Genomic DNA, 18,224 nt, shown 5'->3' on the forward strand with positions numbered 1-18,224 from the left:
CTTTAAATATCAGCAGCTCTTGATAAGGCTTTTTAAGCCCGCTAACAGATTTTTTAAATAATACCAAATTTTTATAGTCAGTATTCTTTAGTTTTGAGCATAACGTATTTTTGTCTGCAAAACTAGAGTTACATTTAATTCTGGGTTATTTTCAATTTTGGGATAGATCAAAACAAAAAAAAATCTCCTAAGTTTTTTAGGAGATTTTTTGTTTTATTCTGAAATCGGTATTATTTAGCTAAAAGCTCTAATATTTTTGCTCTCAATTCAGGACCTCTTAAGTCTTGAGCAACTACTTTTCCTGATGCATCAAGAATAAAAGTTGCAGGAATAGATTCTACTCCGTATTGTTTAGCAATTGGCTCTTCCCAAAACTTAAGGTTAGAAACATGAGTCCAGGTTAAACCATCTTTTGCGATAGCTTCTGTCCACTTGCTTTTTTCCTTATCTAATGATACACCAATAATATTTAATCCTTTTGAGTGTAGCTCTTTATAAATCGCTACAACATTAGGGTTTTCTTTTCTACATGGTCCACACCACGAAGCCCAGAAATCTACAATTGTTACTTTGCCTAAACTTTCTTTAAGCGAAACAACTTTTCCTTCCGGATTAGGAGCTGAAAAATCTGCTCTTCAGTTAGGGCTACCAACAGGAGCTGCTGATGCACCAACTGCAGGTAATTGCGCTTGACCTAGTTTTGTTTTAATTTCTTTTCCAGTAGTACTGTTTTTCAAAGACTCATCCAAAGCATTAAATAAGCTTTCTGTCTTTTTAATATCAGCACTTGGGTCAGACACCATACTTTGAATAATCAAAGCAGAGATGTAAGCTTTAGGGTGGCTTTCAGCGTAAGCTAAATATTTCTTTTTAGAGTTAGCCTGAACTTCAGTTTGTAAAGTCATGTATTGTTTCATCAAACCGTTGATAGTTGCTGTATCCTGAGCTTGTTGAGCTTGTTGCATTTTTTGAGTATTCTTTTTCTGAAAATCAATTAAACTTTTTTGAGTTTTAGTTAAATCCTCATTAAATTTCACGTACTCGTCATTGTTATAAGTTCCAGAAATTTTAGATTTATGAATACTATCTTTATCAATTGCAATAGTAATTTCTCCTGTTTCTAATATAAAAGGGATTGGCCCATTAGCACCTTGAAGAATTAAAGTATGAAAAGCTGGTTCAGTTACTTTTCCTTTTATTTCGAATTTTCCGTTTTCAACTTTTACTGTATCAAGAGCCACTGCCATTTTAGTAGTTGGGTCCTGACCTTGAAGAATGATTGTTTTTCCGTTTTCAATACCTGTTGCAGTTCCTGTAATTAGGTATTCTCCGTCTTTAACTTTACTGCATGAAATAATAGCTACAGAAGCGGTTAGTAAAAAAAGTATTTTTTTCATTATAAAAAATTAATTAGTTAATTGATTTGTGCAACAAAAGTATCTAAAAATATAAAACTTAAAGAATTTTGTAACCTAAAATTTTGTTATAGTTTTTTTTAGCGTAATTCTCATATAATCAGCGTGTTTGTTGGTCTGATTTGACTCAAAACTCTTAATTATATTATTATTATGAATCTAAATAGATAATTTTTTAATTTTTAAGCATAAAAAAAGCACTCTGATAAGGGAGTGCTTTTGTAAATATTTAAGTATAAATCTATTCTTGATTTGTTTTCTTTCTCCAGGTAAAAGAGTTCAGAATGTGTCTTTTTGCGAATCTTCCAGGAGAATCAGCATTTACCATTTTTACATAAGTTGCTTTAGGAACACTAATGTATTCGTAAACACTTCCGTTAGAAAAATCGATGATTAAACGACCATCAACAAATTTATAATCAGTAATTGATGAAGTTGCGATAGTCTCTGTGTATTCCGGTAAATTTGCTTTAATCGTCTCAGGATTAATACTCACCAAAAAGTGATAAGCCTCAATGATAGCCTTACTTTTTTCTTCTGCTTCTTTCAAACCTGCTTCATCACCTTGAAATTTATCAGGATGAGCTTCTTTCATCGCATTACGATAGATTGTTTTTAAATCTTTTAACTCTGCAGTTTTGTCTACGTTTAGTAACTTGCGGTATTCAACTATTTTTTTCATAAATAAGGTAACTACTTGTCTATTAGTTTGAAATTGAAATTAATTGTTCAAAAAGACAAATTTTTTGCAAAGGTACACTTTTTTTTAACTTTTTAGTTTTCAAGGAAAAAATATTCGAAAAATATCTAAAAGATTGATTGTGAATAGCTGGATGAAGGTTTTTTGTTTGTATAAAAATAATAAAGAATTATTTCCCCCTATGCGTTCTAAAAGAAGTTCACTGAACTCCAATTAAAATAAAAGTAAAGTGACCTAGCCTTTTGTTATGCCCTCCCAGTACACAAGGTTTTCTACTTCTATTTGGGGCTCAATAGTTTTTGTGAGATATTTGGTCTTCAAAAATTTGAAAGAGGTTTATTTTTAGCACAGAAAACGCACAGTTTTTTTTTAGGAATTTTATAAAAAAAATACAAAGTTCACAAAGCGTTGTATTTAACCAACTTTGTGAACTTTGTGCTTTCTTAGGGTAATAATAATTGAAATCTTTGTGTTCTCTGCGGTGAAATTCTCATTTCAAAACTTGCTGAAACAAATTTTTACTTATCATCAGGTTTCTGATTTGCCTTATGAAAGTTTTTAGATTTCTTTGGGTATTTATCATAACTAATGTCGCTTGGATTTTCGATAACAGATTTTATAGTAATCAATTCCCCTAAAGTATGATTAGCATGAGCGATTTTATAATCTAAAAGATATTCACCACAAAAATAATTGTTGTTTTCATCTTTCTCCATGATGCCTGTATAAACTCCTTTTTGCAACATTTTTTCTTGTGAATCTTTAGACATGACTTTTTTTATTTTAAAATTAAAGGTACAAAGTTAATCAATTTATGTTTGTTTTAGGGAGTTCTTTACAATCTGAGTATATTTGCACATGCAAAAAAACTTCAAGCCACATCCTAATTCGTTCAAAAATACATTTTGTGTTTTTCATGAAGTACTTTTAAATGAAATTGAAGGTTTAAAGAAACAGTTTGAAAGCAAAGCCGGAAGTGCCTATTATTACACCGAAAAGGGAATGTATCGAGTTTCGAATCATTGGGGAAGATTAGCCAACAGTAAATGGCGTTTGGTGGCACGTGAACCGGAAACCGAATCGAAAACAAAAATAGGTTTTGCCAATTGGAAGGAGTTTTATTCTGATAATGCCCAAGAGAAGCTGTATTATATCGAGGCCGATTTTGATAAAAATACCGTAACCTATCAGCACAAGAAGAATCCCAAATATGATGGCAAACCAGTTTTAAGAACCAGTTTTGAGACCACTAAACGAATCAAACAAATCCGGAATTTGCAGCAACTAACATCATGGGCGAAACATTTTGATTATGATGATATCGATGATCTAAGAAAGCAAATCATCAACGAACTGATTTACACCGATAAAACTTTAGAAGAAATTAAAAGAGAAATATAATGGGACGCAACAACGAAAGGAATATCAAAAAGCATAACGACAAATTGCACAAAGCCCAAAACAAAGTAAAACAGGCTGAAATTGCACGTAAAGAAAAATTAAAAGAAATTATTAAGAAGTTCAACGAAGATAAAAAACAAGAATAAAAAAGTTTCAGATTTCAAGTTTCAGGTTGAACTTTTGCTTAAGGTGACCTGAAACTTGAAATCTGAAAGTAAAAATAACAAAACATTATATATGAGTAAATTTGAAGATTTAAAAGTAAACGTACAGGAAATTATAGATTTAATTGCGGCAAAAAATAACAGAGAAGCCAATAACAAATTGCTTGAAGTAAACGAAACTTTAGACGAAATGCTGGATCATGCCGAAGAAGACGAAGATTTAAGAGAAATAAGCAGATATCAGGTTTTATTGAATCAATTACACGTTAAGATTAACGGCGAAGAGCAAGTTGATGGAGAATAAAAAATGTTATTGCGATACCGGTTTATTGTTTAAAGATTGCTGCGGATTGTATCTTGAAGACAATCAAAAAGCGCCAACGGCTTTGGCTTTGATGCGATCAAGATTTTCGGCGTATGCCACTCATAACGCCGATTATCTTTTACAGACTACCTATATTTCTGAACGAAAATATTATTCAAAATCAGAAATTCTAAATTGGGCAACAAGCAATAAATGGCAAAAACTGGAGATTTTAAGTTTTACTGAAAACACAGTAGAATTTAAAGCCAATTTTCTCGATTCAAACAATGAGCCGCAGGTTCATTATGAGTTTTCGACCTTCAGATTCGAAAATAATGCATGGTATTACCTTGATGGAAAGTTTGAATAATTAGTAGACTTCTTGCCAATTTCGGCTAATTTTATTGAAATACTTTAACTAAAAATTAATAAACGTTTCTTTTTTCATAATTCTAAAATAGCTTAATTTTAGAATTATGAAAAACGAATTTAAAAAAGGTTTTTATTTTAAGACGTACGAAGCCCCATTTCAGTCTCCGTTTGAAAAACTTTTTGGCATTTTCAAAGAGCTAATCACCCATACTTCGGGCGATTTTGATGAAGCTATAGACTGGCTTCGGGAGTTGGACAAAGAATATAAACTGACCGACGAAAACTACACAATCGATGATTTTATCGAAGATTTAAAAAAGAAAGGTTACATAAAAGACGAGGTTAAAGAAGACGGAACAGGAGGTTTTGCAATCACTGCTAAAACAGAACGTGCCATTCGTCAACAAGCTTTAGATCAAATTTTCGGAAATTTAAAACGTTCCGGAGCAGGAAATCACAAAACCAAACATGCCGGAAATGGCGATGAACATACCGGAGAATTCCGCGAATTTAATTTTGGAGATGGTTTAGAACGTATTTCACTGACCGAAAGTTTGCGAAATGCTCAAATCAACAATGGCGTAGAGAGTTTCATGCTGACCGAAAATGATCTGGTGGTCGAAGAAACCCAATATAAAGCCCAAATGAGTACGGTGTTAATGATTGACATCAGCCACAGTATGATTTTGTATGGCGAAGACAGAATTACGCCGGCCAAAAAAGTTGCGATGGCTCTGGCTGAGCTAATCACAACTCGTTATCCAAAAGATACGCTGGATATTTTGGTTTTTGGAAACGATGCCTGGGTAATTCCAATCAAGGATTTACCGTATTTACAAGTGGGGCCATATCATACAAACACAGTTGCAGGTTTGCAATTGGCAATGGATATTTTGCGCAGAAAACGAAATACCAACAAGCAAATTTTCATGATTACCGACGGGAAACCAAGCTGCGTGCGCGAGCGTGACGGTTCATATTATATGAACAGTAACGGACTCGACGAATATATTGTAGAGAAATGTTACACCCAGGCGCAGCAAGCTAGAAAATTACATATTCCCATTACAACATTTATGATTGCAAACGATCCGTATTTACAGCGTTTTGTCAATCATTTTACCGAAGCCAATCAGGGAAAAGCATTTTATACCGGACTTAAAGGTTTGGGCGAAATGATTTTTGAAGATTATGAGACCAATAGGAAGAAGAGAGTTAGATAGTTTTCGGTCTTAGTCTGGGTTTGTAGGTTTCTTCGTGAGTGGCATCAAAGCGGATTTTTTATGCAACGCATACTGTAGAGACCAATAGCTCTGCGTCTTTGCAAAGTAATGACACAATATTTGTCATTAAAAAAAAATAACAACAAAAACATATATTTCAATAAAAATGGAAATAAAAAATATAAACACACTCGGACAATTAAAAGCCTCAGGATATAAAAGTATAAGTATCAAAGACGAATTGCGAAATAATCTTCGTGAGAAAATAAAATCGGGGAAACCTGTTTTCGAAGGCGTTCATGGTTTTGAAAATACGGTTATTCCAGAATTAGAGCGCGCGATTTTATCTCGTCATAATATCAATTTGTTAGGACTTCGTGGTCAGGCAAAAACGCGTTTGGCGCGTAAAATGGTCGAATTATTAGACCAATACATTCCCTTTGTAGAAGGTTCAGAAATCAATGACGATCCGCTTAATCCAATCTCTCGTTTTGCAAAAGATTTAATCGATGAAAAAGGCGATGAAACTCCAATTTTGTGGTTGCACAGAAACGAACGTTTCTTTGAAAAATTAGCAACTCCTGATGTTACCGTAGCTGATTTAATTGGAGATGTTGACCCTATAAAAGCAGCTAATCTTAAATTATCCTATGCAGATGATCGTGTAATTCACTTTGGGATGATTCCAAGAGCGAATCGTTGTATTTTTGTAATCAACGAATTACCCGATTTGCAAGCCAGAATTCAGGTAGCATTATTTAATATTTTGCAGGAAGGCGATATCCAAATTAGAGGATTTAAACTCAGAATGCCACTGGATATGCAATTTATCTTTACCGCAAATCCGGAAGATTATACCAATCGCGGAAGTATTGTAACACCATTAAAAGACAGAATTGGTTCTCAAATCCTGACGCATTATCCTGAAAGCGTTGCTATTGCCAGAACCATTACAGAACAAGAAGCAAAACTGGACGAAACACAACACAAATTGGTTTATGTGCCAAGTCTGGCTAAAGATATCTTAGAGCAAATAAGTTTTGAAGCGCGCGATAGCGAATACATTGATAATAAAAGTGGTGTAAGTGCCAGAATGAGCATTACTGCTTTTGAGAATTTAATGAGTACAGCTGAGCGCCGTGCTTTAAAAGCCGGAGTTGATAAAACAACTTTACGTTTGTCTGATTTCATAGGGATTATTCCTGCTATTACTGGAAAAGTGGAATTGGTTTATGAAGGAGAGCAGGAGGGAGCTGCCGCAGTGGCACAGAATTTAATTGGATCTGCTATTCGAACTTTATTCCCGACACTTTTGCCTAAGATTGAGAAGTTGGAAAAATCTGGAGAGAAAACACCGTATTCTGATTTAATCGAATGGTTTTTTGCTGAAAGTGGTTTCGAATTATTAGACGATGCTTCAGATAAGGAATATCAGGCGATTTTGGATGAAGTAACTCCATTAGAAACTTTATTGAAAAAATATCAGCCACAATTAGATAAAAAAGACCAATATTTTTTCAAAGAATTTATTTTATGGGGATTGGTGGAATATAAAAAATTAAGCAAAGATCGCTTTGCACAAGGGCATCAGTTTAAAGATATGTACGGAAGTTATATTAGTAAGTTGTAAATTTAAAATTGCGTATTACAAATCAAACCCGACAGTTTTTAAAATCTGTCGGGTTTTGTGTTTTAGTTTTCGTACAGTTTGTCATCTTGATGCAGAAGAGATCACACGTAAGTCAATAAAGATTGGCAATTTTATTTCGGAGTTTCTAGTGCCTTCAACTTCGTCTGTTCACTATTGCTAGAGTCTTGTTTCAGATAACAAGATTGACTAAAAACTCAGACTGATTAGTGCATGTGTTTTTTGGCTTGCCCAAAGTATTTCTCTTCTTTTATTTATTGAAAATAAACCCGTTGCCATTTTTAATTATTCTACCTTGCTGCGTTAGCTGTATTTGCAGTTTTCCCAAAACAAAAATGGAAAATGGTTTCGAGGATCTGATTGCGAGTTATATTGAAAACAAAGTAGGGATATCAGAACATTTTTTAAGTCCTGAGCTGGCCAATCACTTAAAACAAAACTTACTTGATTTAAACCAGAAAAGTTTATTGCTGGCCGCAGGAATTGGCAATTCAGAGAAAGTGTCTTACGACGGGGCTATTCGTAGCGATTCTATTTATTGGCTGGATAAAAAGCACAATAATGTTTTCGAAAATGAATTCTTTGCTCGCATCGATGCTTTTATTATTTACTTAAACGAAAGTTGTTATGCCGGAATTACCGGTTATGAATTTCATTATTCTTTATACGAAACCGGAGATTTTTACCTGAAACATTTGGATCAGTTTAAGAATAATCCAAGCCGTAAATATTCGATGATTAGCTATCTTAACAGCAATTGGCAGGAAAGCGATGGGGGAGAACTGATGATTCATCAGGAAAATAGCAATCAAAAAATATCACCTACTCAGGGCAAAACCGTTTTTTTTAAAAGTAATGAATTGGTTCATGAAGTTTTGGTTACTCAAAATACCAGAATGAGTATTACTGGCTGGCTTAAAGGTGATTAGTTTTTTAGAAAATAGAAAATAGAAAAATGAGAGTTTAACCGCAAGAGAGCACAAAGTTTTTTTTACGGGGATGAAATAATCTCGGCAAAGGTGCAAGGACGCAAAATTTATATTATTGATGACTTGGGTATCTTAAATTAATCCCAAAATAAGAGCATAAAACTTAAAAAAAAATGCGGCTCTGATTCTTTGAGATTAAAAAAATATATCAATTATATGATTTATGTTGATATATCAATTATATTCGCGTCAAATAAAAAAGATATGAAACTTGAAAACCCAACCGGAACTGCTTTGTATTCAATAGAAAAAGCAATAAAGGAATATCGAAAGCTGGCCCAGAAAAATATCAGCAAAGTTGTAAAAGACATTACAGTAGATCAATGTTTAGTATTGATTATATTAAATGAAAATCAGAATATTTCTCAGAACGAATTGGCCAATCTTGTTTTTAAGGATAACGCATCAATAACTAGAATGATCGAACTGATGGTTAAAAATGAATATTTAAACCGAACGATTCATCCGGAAGATCGAAGAAAATTTAATCTCGAAATCACCAATAAAGGACTAAAAACGCTGGAGTTAATACAACCTGTTATTAAGTCAAACAGGCAAACAGCACTTGATGGTTTATCACTGGAAGAGATAGCATTACTAGATAAAACACTTAATAAAATAATCATTAATTGTAAAAATAAATAGCATGAAATCAAGATTAACTCTAATGGTATTGTTGGTATTTACTTGTGGATATTCACAAAAAGAAATTAGTAGTAAGCTAGAACAATACATGGACGCACAATTTGCTGTTAATGATTTTAGCGGTACAGTTCTGGTTTCTAAAAACGATTCGGTTTTATTAAAAAAGGCCTATGGTTTTGCCAATTACGAATGGAAAGTGAAAAATACGATAGATTCAAAATTTAGTTTAGCTTCGGTTTCGAAGCAATTTACCGCCGTTGCTATTTTACAATTAGCAGAGTACAAAAAACTTTCGTTAGAGGATCCTTTAAATAAATATTTTGTTGGTTTTCCTCAGGGAGATAAAATAACTTTGAAAATGATGTTAAGCCACAATTCAGGTCTGGATATGGATTATGACGAGTTGTATTTGTCTAAAACAGACCTTAATAAAGATTCGGTCTACACGTATCTGGCAAAAAAGCCTTTGTTGTTTGAACCGGGAACGAGTACAGCTTACAGTAATATTGGTTATTATTTATTGGCGCAAATTGTAGAGAAAGTATCCGGTCAGTCTTATGCAGCATATTTAAAGCAAAATGTATTGGATAAGGCAAAAATGTACAATTCAGGAGTTTCGACTAGTGATGAAATAGTCGATAAAATGACACAGAGATATTATTTTAAAGATAATAAATTAGTAAAAAATCCGTACATCAACTGGAATTTTAACTTGGGGCATGATGGTGTTTATTCGACTGTTGAAGATTTATATTTATGGAATAAAGCACTTTTTGATAGCCAAACGTTATTATCTGAAGAATCAAAAAAGAAAATGTTCACATCGTATAATGAACAGAATTTTGGTTTTGGAGTTGTGATTAATCCTTTTTACAATCAAAATCACCAGTTAATTGCGCATGATGGAGGTTTTTTTGGAGCCATGACTTCGTTTAATAAATATACAGAAGATAAAGTTTTTATTACTGTTTTGTCTAACAACCAATCAAAGTCATATTACATTGCTTATGGCCTTGCCGGAATATGTTTTGGCAAAGAAGTAGAAAATCCGTACAAACATATCCAAACTGTAATAGATCCTAACCTTTACGATCAGTACATTGGTGATTATGGAGATATTAAGATTCTAAAGAAAGATAATAAGTTGTATTACAATGATTATAATATCGAATTGCTGCCGGAATCTGCAAACAAATTTTTCCGCTCAGATAATAACAATACCACAGTTGAATTTATTACAAATAAAAAAAGAAAAATTACGCAGTTAGAAATAAAAAAGGCTGGAATAAAAGAAATAAAAAATAAAACCAAAGGAGTATAAGTACTATTTTTGTGCTCAAAATATAATTCTATGTTATTTCTTGTTTTAAGTATTCTGTGTAGCGTTATTGTGGGCGTAATTTTCAAAATAACCCGAAAATACAAGGGCAATCCAACTCAAATTGTGACTTTCAATTATGCGACTGCTTTAGCGCTGTGTTACTTTACTTTTAGTCCAAATTTGGCCCAAGTCGATACCAGCGCGCCCTGGAATATTTACATTGCTATTGGGGTTTTATTGCCTTTTGTGCTTCTTTCTCTGGTGGCTTCTATAAAACATATGGGGATTGTAAAAACGGATGCCGCGCAACGTTTGTCTCTATTTATACCCATATTGGCAGCCTGGCTTATTTTTAAGGAAGAATTTAATTCTTATAAAGTCATTGGAATCATTATAGGTTTTATGGCTCTTTTGTTTATTCTAAGGAAACAATCTGTAAACACAGAAAATAAATGGTTTTTCCCGGCTGCAGTTTTACTGGGATTTGGAGTAATAGATATTCTTTTCAAACAAGTAGCGCTTTATACCACTTTGCCTTATCCAACCTCTTTATTTGTTGTTTTTTGCATTGCTTTATCAGTAGCCGTATTAATTTCTATTTATGAAATAGGGATTAAAAAGGTAAAATTAGAACCTAAAAATATTCTTTTTGGCGCTTTGGTAGGAATCTTTAATTTCGGAAATATTTTATTTTATTTAAAAGCTCATAAGGCTTTCGCCGAAAATCCTTCGACAGTTTTTGCCGGAATGAACATGGGAGTTATTGTTTTAGGAAGTCTTGTTGGTCTGCTTTTTTTCAAGGAAAAATTATCTAAAATTAATTTTATAGGCATCTTTTTGGCCTTGATTTCGATTGTTTTTATCGTTATTTCGCAATTTAAATAATTTATTTTCAATTCTTAATTTGTTAGTTTACAGCTTCTTTTAGGCTGATTTTAATAATTATTAAAATAAACTCTACTAATTCTATAGAATTTGTAAATATATTTTATAGATTTGCAGTAACAATGAAAAACTTTAGTCTATATATCATCCCGCTTATGTGCAGCTTGACGATGTGCTGCATGTCCAGCGATGCGATGAAATGGCGTTAATAGAGAAAAACTTGTTAGTTATTTTTTTTTTAGCCTTTCATGCACCATGAAAGGCTTTTTTTAGAACTATTAAAAAATGAATAAAATGAGATCAAATAGAAATACAAGTAGTATGATGGAGTGCTGTCTGATGAAAATTCCATGTTGGAGCTGTAGCAATTATCAAAAATAATAAAAGCTCTTTTGTAGCCATCAGAAGTCTTTTTAATGGATCAGTTTCTAAACACAATAAACCCAAATTAAAAAAAATATATATCATGAGTACAGAATTAATAAAACAGAATCCCTTTCAATCTATGATTGATCGCTTTAATATCGCTGCCGATATTCTAAATTTAGACGAATCGATCAGGCAGAAACTGCAACGACCTGAAAAACAAATTGTAGTTAATTTTTCTATCACATTAGATAATGGAAATGAACAAAATTTTGAAGGATATCGCGTGATTCACAATACGGCTTTAGGGCCATCAAAAGGTGGAATTCGATATGATAATGCCGTAAACCTTGATGAAGTAAAAGCACTTGCGGCCTGGATGACTTGGAAATCTGCTGTAACAGGAATTCCCTTTGGAGGAGCAAAAGGTGGAATCATTTGTGATCCAAGAACGCTTTCTAAAACAGAATTAGAAAAAATTACAAGAGCGTATACCAAAGCTTTATCAGATATTTTTGGACCTGAAAAAGATGTTCCTGCTCCGGACATGGGAACAGGTCCTGACGAGATGGGCTGGTTGATGGATGAGTTTTCATTAGTTCACGGCAAAACAATTCACGCCGTTGTAACGGGAAAACATTTGCATTCAGGAGGATCTTTAGGCAGGGTAGAAGCAACCGGAAGAGGCGTAAGTATTATTACATTATTAGCCCTGCAAAAATTAAAACTAAGACCTGCAAGATCTACTGTTGCCATTCAGGGATTTGGTAATGTAGGATTGCATTCGGCTTTATTTTTGTTTGAAAAAGGACTAAAAGTAGTGGCTGTTAGTGATGTTTCTGAAGCTTTTTATAATCCTGAAGGATTGAATATTCCCGAGTTAATCCTGTATTATAACCTGAATAATAAAAGCATTAAAGGATATCCAAATTCAGTTTCCATCAAACATGAAGAGCTTTTATTGCTGGATGTAGATGTGTTGATTCCTGCTGCCAAAGAAGATGTTATCACGCAAAAAAATGCCAATGATATCCGCGCTAAAATTATCGTAGAAGGTGCAAACGGACCAGTTTCGTCTGATGCGGATGCAATATTGCACAATAATAATGTATTAGTTGTTCCTGATATTTTAGCCAATGCTGGAGGAGTAACCGTTTCTTATTTCGAATGGCTTCAGAATTCGCTTTTAGAATCCTGGAGAATTCACCAGATCAATACACGTTTAGAAGATATTTTAGAAAAAGGTTTCGAAACCGTTTTTAGAATCGCAGCCAAACATAACGTAACGCCACGTATTGCTGCCTATGTTATTGCTTTGCAAAAAGTAGCCGATACACAATCTGTAAAAGAAGTTGCGTTGGCTGAGCCAAAGTTTAAGCAGAATTAAAAATTAGGTTTTAGAATATAAAGACTGTTTTCATTGATTAATATTATTTTCAAAAGAGAAGGTATTAATCGGTGAAAATATCTTTGTTTTAAGTTTATAGTAAATGTATTTTGAGTTTTTTATAAATCAAAAAAGGAATTTTTAAAATGAAACATATTAATTTTCTAGCTTTTGCAATGCCCGCTTTTTTTCTGTTCTTGTTTTTAGAATATAAATTAGCGCAGCGCAAAAAGAGACCGGAAATTTTTAACTACGAAAGTTCAGTGTCTAATATTAGCATTGGTATTGCAGAGCGACTGATCAATTTATTTATAGCGGCAAGTTTTTATCAATTGTATTATTTGATATATGACAATTATAGAATTTTTGATATCCCAAGCAATGTTTTTGTTTGGTTTGCCTTGATTCTCGCGACCGATTTTGTTTGGTATTGGTACCACAGATTAGGTCATGAAGTCAATTTTTTCTGGGCAGCACATATTGTGCATCACCACAGCGAAGAATTTAATTTTACGGCTGCGGCCAGAATTACTACTTTTCAGGCCATAGTAAGAACCGGTTTTTGGTGTATACTTCCCTTGGTTGGTTTTCATCCATCGATGGTAATTACAATGCTCATTGTTCACGGAGCGTATTCTTTTTTTACCCACACACAACTTATCGCACGCATAAAATGGCTGGAATATGTTTTTGTAACACCATCTGTTCATGGGGTTCACCATGCTTCTGACCAGAAATATTTAGATAAAAACTATGGCGATATGTTTACCTTTTGGGACCGTCTTTTTGGCACTTTTCAGCAAGAGGAAGAAAAACCAAAATACGGTTTAACGCATCCGCTAAAAAGTTATAGTTTCCTCTGGCAGCACTTTCACTACTATTTTGAAATCTACGAATTATGGAAGCGCTCTGTAGGTTTCAAAGCCAAATGGAAAGCTGTTTTTGGAAGCCCAGCCCACATGGATCAGGATATTCGTCCTATATTAGAAAAGCGATTTCTGCAGGATAAAGCCAATCCGCATCAAAGGCTTCGATTTAAGAATTACCTTTATATTCAATTGGGAGTTTGCACTTTGTTCTTGACGGTTTTCACATATTATTTTGAATATCTGAATCTCGTTGATAAGGTTTTTGTGCTTTTGATTATTCTCATTACTTTAGTGAATTGTGGGGCTTTATTAGAACAGCGAAAATGGATGTATTATCTTGAATATGCTCGTATTTTTATCTTTACGACGTACTTTTTATACATAGAAAATCTAATTTCGTTTTTCTTTATTCCACTTGCAATCATGATTTTTGCCGAGCAGTTATTTTCGTTAAGTACCAGATATCAAAATGTGATTCTTCAGTTGGAGGCATCAGAGTAAAAATAGGCCACTGATTATGCGGATTAAAACAGATTTTCGCAGATTTTTTATTGTTGATCTGGAAAACAGAGTAGCGGTCTAAAAAGTTAGCCACAAGTTCACGAATTATTATACATATTCTTTATGTGAAAAATTCGTGAACTTGTGGCTGTTTTTTCTCAAAGGTTGAAAAAAAAGAGAATCTGTGTAAATCCGTTTTAACCCGTTCAACCCGCGGGCAAAAAAATTATATCGTTTTAATCGCCATAATCTTCTCTTCAAAAGTATCCTTAAAGTCTGATTTGCTTTTGATTCTGGTTTTGTAGGTATAGATTGTAGCTACAGAAAGTTCCAAAAATTCCGCCATTTGGTTGCTGTCCTGAATTCCTAACCGGTACAAGGCAAAAATGCGTAATTCGGTGTTTAAAAGTTCTCCTTTTTTAACGACACATTTATGATCATTGGGGAATAAATGATTAAAATCGGTCACAAAAGTGGGGAATAACTTCAGGAAGATTTCATCAAACTGATGAAAAAGATTCTCGCGTTCTTCCTTTACATTATAACGTTTTAAACTCGCAATAACTTCGTCTGTTTTCTTGGTAATAATTTTATGAAGCGTGCTTTTCTGAATATGATCTATTTTATTGATGAAAGCCGAAGTTGCTTTAATAAAATAAGTAATATATTCCTCTTTAATGGCATTGGCTTCACTCAGACTAATATTCATTTCCTGAAGTTGTGCATAGGAGGAAGCCATTATTTTTCTGGCTTTATTTCTCTCTTTTAATTGTTTGAAAATGATAATCGAGAATAAAATAATAATTACCGTAAGGATTGTCAGCAGAATAATGATCCTTTCGAGTTTATCATTTTTCTCTTTTACATTGTTCAATTGTGCTTTTTCGATAATAGGCAATATCGACGAAATTTCGATTTTACGATGTCTGGCATTATAAAAAGTAGCATCATCCATGGCAATGTTAATGTACTCATTGGCTTTGTCCAGATAACCCATTTTAAAAAGCTCGTTGGCCAGATTTCTAAGCGCAACAGTTTCTTTTGTAGCATTTTTAACATCGGCAATTGCGGCCAGGGCCAGGTAATAAATCGCCTTTTTAGTATATCCTCTTTCAGAATAAATATATCCCAGACTCGAGGTTGCAATGCCATAATAGTCAGGCGGTAATTTGTAGTTGTTGATCCAGTAGCTAAAGGCAAATTCGGCGCCACGCCAGTCTTGCTGTTTCAATCGTTTTAAGCTCTCTGCTGCCCAATATTCGTTGGTATTGGTTCCTATTAATTCCAGTGCTTTTTTTAGGAAATGATTGCCTTGTTGTATATAATGAATATTAAAGCGCTGGTCTTTATTATAATCGGCAAGATCATAATAGGCGCGGGCTTTTATCGAATAAAATTCGAACTTGTTTCTTTGGTCGAGTTTTTCATCGTCAATCACATTCAGGGTATCAATAGCTTCTTTAAAAAGACCGGAGGAAAGTAATACAAAACCTTCTTTAATTCGGCTTTTGGCTAAGTAAATAGGTTCTTTAAGCACAATTGCTTTGATCTTGGCCTGTTCTAAATAATAATAGGCCGAGTCGTATTTAAAAGATTTATATTCTTCAAAGAGCAGCATATAATTATTATAAAGCTGCTGGTTGTTCTGGCTCAAAGTAAACTTAGAAACGTTTTTCTTAAGAGCTTCGATTTTACGATACTTCTGGTTTAAGTAGATTTCCTTTTTAAGGAGCACTTTATCTAATTCTTCCAGAACAGGATTTGTCTCTTTCGCAGAGAGAGAAAAACCTGCAAGTAAAAAATATAGAATTACTATTCTTCGCATGTTTTTGGTTTGGTTTAGGGGAAAAAATGTTTAAGTCTTACTTGCGTTAATTCGTTTTTTAATTCAAAAATAGTTTAAGAGCTGATGATTAGCAACTTTTAAAAAATGGGTAGCTTCTTTTGTAAAATATAACAGGAGAAAGGAAGATTATAGGGAAAAATCGGGTTTAGAATGTTAAAAGTAATCTAATGACTTGCAATTATACAATAAAAAGCAATTAAATATATGTATAGTGAAAAAAAAATCTGTTTTAATTTGGTTATTGTCATTTTTACCATAGTTTATTTACATTTTTCATCTCAACAAAACCTTGATTTTTTAATTTATGAAAACGTTATAGTTTATTGATTTTCAATAAATTATAATTTAAAATTGCTGAATTATATCTTGATTTTTTACAGATATTTTTTTTTAGATTTATTTAACATCTAGTTTCGTACTGTCCTTTTAAAGGGATAAAAAAACTAACAAAAACCAAAATTTATGAGATGTAAAAGTATTTACTGGTTAGCTGTTTTTATGTGTTTATTTGCCATTGGCTGTGATAACACAGAAGACGGAAGCTACAATGATCCGATTACCATTTATGAGAAAGTAAATGGAAACTGGGGATTAACAAATTTGAAAATGGTCGATGAATTTGCAAAGGCAAATAAGATCGAGCCAAGTGAAGAAAACTTGAGTACCTATTTCAACTACGAAGATTTTAAAATCAAATTTAATGTAGATGAAAAGAACCATCCAACAAGTTACGAAGTTACAGGAGATGTGCCCCCTTTATTTGCCCCAAAAGGATATTGGCAGTTGAGCTCAGATTTTCAGCCAACAAATCCGGGTAATCCTGTCAAAATTTATTTGTATAGTGATGCTCAAAAAACTCAAAAAACAGATGAACTTCGATTATCATCGGTTCCGGGTAAAAACGCAGAGATGGAAATTCAGTTAGCACGCGGGTCCGGGGGAAGTGTGTTTATTTCCTATGTGTTTAAATTAACTGCTATTAATTAAAAAGTAATATGAAAAAAATTATATATACAATTTTACTTGCCCTATTGATCGCTCCTAATTTTGTGCAGGCACAAGAAACAACCGGAGCTGTAGGGAGTATGACATCATTTCCTGTAGTATACAAATATGATGAAAAAGTGACGTGGTTTTTTGATCTTTCGGGAACTACATTTGCTGAGAATGAGAATTTATATTTATGGATTTGGTCTCCATCAGAACCAGATTCAGGAAATTGGGAAAACTCATCAGAATTTGCCAAACTAACCCATGTAAAAGACAAAATCTGGAGTTTTACTTTAACTCCAACAGAATATTTTTCCAGAACCCCTGCTGAAATCGCAGCAAGTGCAGGATTCTGGCTTCGTATAAAAAACAAAAACGGATCCAAACAAAGTGAAGTGGCCAATATGCCGTACACTGATTTTTCATCATTTTACACGGCCAATGAGCTGATCAGAGCTTATCCGACAAAACCAACAATTGATAAAGGAGTAAGTATTTTGTTTAATGCCAATCTGGCTCCGGGATTTGCTGGTGCTACAAGTGTTCACATGCACAGCGGACTAAACGACTGGAATATTCAGCAAATGTATGAAGCATCGAAACCGGAGATTGCAGAGAAAACAAAATTGAAAGATTTAGGAAACGGTTTTTATAAAATGGATTTGGTTCCCAAAGATTATTACAATGCGCCAGAGGGTTACGTGATGGAAAACCTGGTTTTTTTGATGGTAAAAGACAATTGGGCAGGAACAACTCCGGATCAGGTTCTATACGCCGGAGCTTTTGTACCACCACCAGCGCCGGTTTTTGGATTTTTCCCTTTACAAATTAGTCAAAAGGATTTTCTTGGAATGTCGAGAAAAAATAACGAATCGGGTGTAAACAAATTAATCTACACCATTACAGGGGGAAGTAAAATAATTTCTGGTGAGTTTACCGGAGGAACCGCTGAGATAAAAGGATTTGTGAATTTGGTTTCAGAACTTAAGGATGTTCCAAATTTAACTGAAATTCATGTTGTGGTAAAAGACAATAAAGACAAAACAATTTCGGATACTACCATTCCCCTTAAAACTTTAGACAAATAAGTCACTATCAAATTAAATCATCAATTCTAATCAAATGAGCATAACCCAAAATTGGTCATAATAACTAATAGTGGATATGCGAATTCAGATGACCGATAAAAAACAATAAA

Annotated in this window: 18 protein-coding genes; 14 read left to right on the forward strand and 4 right to left on the reverse strand. The window is 33.5% G+C overall.

All coding sequences use genetic code 11. The annotated features are described in order from the left end of the window. Nucleotides 1-635 precede the first annotated feature (635 nt). From IRZ78_RS20395 to IRZ78_RS20405, 3 genes are all read right to left on the reverse strand, one after another. On the reverse strand, nt 636-1,397 hold the full coding sequence (locus IRZ78_RS20395) for a DUF4369 domain-containing protein (RefSeq protein WP_194618277.1): 762 nt from the start codon (nt 1,395-1,397) through the stop codon (nt 636-638). 259 nt (nt 1,398-1,656) lie between these two features. After that, nucleotides 1,657-2,097: a KTSC domain-containing protein gene (locus IRZ78_RS20400; protein ID WP_194618278.1), complete on the reverse strand. Its 441-nt coding sequence runs from the start codon at nt 2,095-2,097 to the stop codon at nt 1,657-1,659. 536 nt (nt 2,098-2,633) lie between these two features. Then, nucleotides 2,634-2,885: a hypothetical protein gene (locus IRZ78_RS20405; protein ID WP_194618279.1), complete on the reverse strand. Its 252-nt coding sequence runs from the start codon at nt 2,883-2,885 to the stop codon at nt 2,634-2,636. 88 nt (nt 2,886-2,973) lie between these two features. On the opposite strand from IRZ78_RS20405, the gene IRZ78_RS20410 reads away from it, so the two are divergent. From IRZ78_RS20410 to IRZ78_RS20465, 12 genes are all read left to right on the forward strand, one after another. Continuing rightward, nucleotides 2,974-3,516 (forward strand): hypothetical protein, encoded by a 543-nt coding sequence (locus tag IRZ78_RS20410; RefSeq protein ID WP_194618280.1) that lies wholly within the window; start codon nt 2,974-2,976, stop codon nt 3,514-3,516. Next, the gene (locus IRZ78_RS20415) at nt 3,516-3,662 is read left to right on the forward strand and encodes a hypothetical protein (protein WP_194618281.1); all 147 of its coding nucleotides are present in this window, start codon (nt 3,516-3,518) and stop codon (nt 3,660-3,662) included. Before IRZ78_RS20410 ends, IRZ78_RS20415 begins: the two co-directional genes overlap by 1 nt. Before the next feature lie 91 nt (nt 3,663-3,753). Further along, complete coding sequence (locus IRZ78_RS20420) at nt 3,754-3,984, forward strand: hypothetical protein (RefSeq protein WP_194618282.1); 231 nt, start codon at nt 3,754-3,756, stop codon at nt 3,982-3,984. After that, on the forward strand, nt 3,974-4,354 hold the full coding sequence (locus IRZ78_RS20425; protein WP_194618283.1) for a YchJ family metal-binding protein: 381 nt from the start codon (nt 3,974-3,976) through the stop codon (nt 4,352-4,354). Before IRZ78_RS20420 ends, IRZ78_RS20425 begins: the two co-directional genes overlap by 11 nt. Nucleotides 4,355-4,460: 106 nt before the next feature. Continuing rightward, nucleotides 4,461-5,579 (forward strand): VWA domain-containing protein, encoded by a 1,119-nt coding sequence (locus IRZ78_RS20430; RefSeq protein WP_194618284.1) that lies wholly within the window; start codon nt 4,461-4,463, stop codon nt 5,577-5,579. A gap of 166 nt (nt 5,580-5,745) precedes the next feature. After that, the gene (locus tag IRZ78_RS20435) at nt 5,746-7,209 is read left to right on the forward strand and encodes an AAA family ATPase (RefSeq protein ID WP_194618285.1); all 1,464 of its coding nucleotides are present in this window, start codon (nt 5,746-5,748) and stop codon (nt 7,207-7,209) included. Between the two features lie 353 nt (nt 7,210-7,562). After that, nucleotides 7,563-8,156 (forward strand): 2OG-Fe(II) oxygenase family protein, encoded by a 594-nt coding sequence (locus IRZ78_RS20440; RefSeq protein ID WP_194618286.1) that lies wholly within the window; start codon nt 7,563-7,565, stop codon nt 8,154-8,156. Nucleotides 8,157-8,420: 264 nt separating this feature from the next. Then, entirely contained in the window at nt 8,421-8,861 is a 441-nt protein-coding gene (locus IRZ78_RS20445; protein WP_194618287.1) for a MarR family transcriptional regulator, read from the forward strand. A 1-nt stretch (nt 8,862) separates the two neighbouring features. Further along, entirely contained in the window at nt 8,863-10,182 is a 1,320-nt protein-coding gene (locus tag IRZ78_RS20450; protein ID WP_194618288.1) for a serine hydrolase domain-containing protein, read from the forward strand. Between the two features lie 30 nt (nt 10,183-10,212). Further along, a complete protein-coding gene (locus IRZ78_RS20455) occupies nt 10,213-11,067 on the forward strand; it encodes a DMT family transporter (RefSeq protein WP_194618289.1) in 855 nt (284 codons plus the stop codon). Nucleotides 11,068-11,533: 466 nt separating this feature from the next. Beyond that, nucleotides 11,534-12,820, forward strand: a complete 1,287-nt coding sequence (locus IRZ78_RS20460) for a Glu/Leu/Phe/Val dehydrogenase (protein WP_228520547.1) — start codon at nt 11,534-11,536, stop codon at nt 12,818-12,820. Nucleotides 12,821-12,966: 146 nt separating this feature from the next. Beyond that, on the forward strand, nt 12,967-14,190 hold the full coding sequence (locus IRZ78_RS20465; protein WP_194618290.1) for a sterol desaturase family protein: 1,224 nt from the start codon (nt 12,967-12,969) through the stop codon (nt 14,188-14,190). A 226-nt stretch (nt 14,191-14,416) separates the two neighbouring features. On the opposite strand, the gene IRZ78_RS20470 is transcribed toward IRZ78_RS20465, so the two are convergent. Beyond that, the gene (locus IRZ78_RS20470) at nt 14,417-16,015 is read right to left on the reverse strand and encodes a DUF6377 domain-containing protein (RefSeq protein ID WP_194618291.1); all 1,599 of its coding nucleotides are present in this window, start codon (nt 16,013-16,015) and stop codon (nt 14,417-14,419) included. Nucleotides 16,016-16,498: 483 nt separating this feature from the next. Between IRZ78_RS20470 and IRZ78_RS20475 the strand changes: the two genes are divergently transcribed. Together IRZ78_RS20475 and IRZ78_RS20480 are read left to right on the forward strand one after the other, a co-directional pair. Next, the gene (locus tag IRZ78_RS20475) at nt 16,499-17,023 is read left to right on the forward strand and encodes a DUF5004 domain-containing protein (RefSeq protein WP_194618292.1); all 525 of its coding nucleotides are present in this window, start codon (nt 16,499-16,501) and stop codon (nt 17,021-17,023) included. Between the two features lie 8 nt (nt 17,024-17,031). Next, the gene (locus IRZ78_RS20480) at nt 17,032-18,114 is read left to right on the forward strand and encodes a hypothetical protein (protein WP_194618293.1); all 1,083 of its coding nucleotides are present in this window, start codon (nt 17,032-17,034) and stop codon (nt 18,112-18,114) included. Nucleotides 18,115-18,224: the final 110 nt, after the last annotated feature.

Origin of the sequence: Flavobacterium sp. CSZ, assembly GCF_015350725.1 — a bacterium.
In the GTDB taxonomy this organism is placed as follows: domain Bacteria; phylum Bacteroidota; class Bacteroidia; order Flavobacteriales; family Flavobacteriaceae; genus Flavobacterium.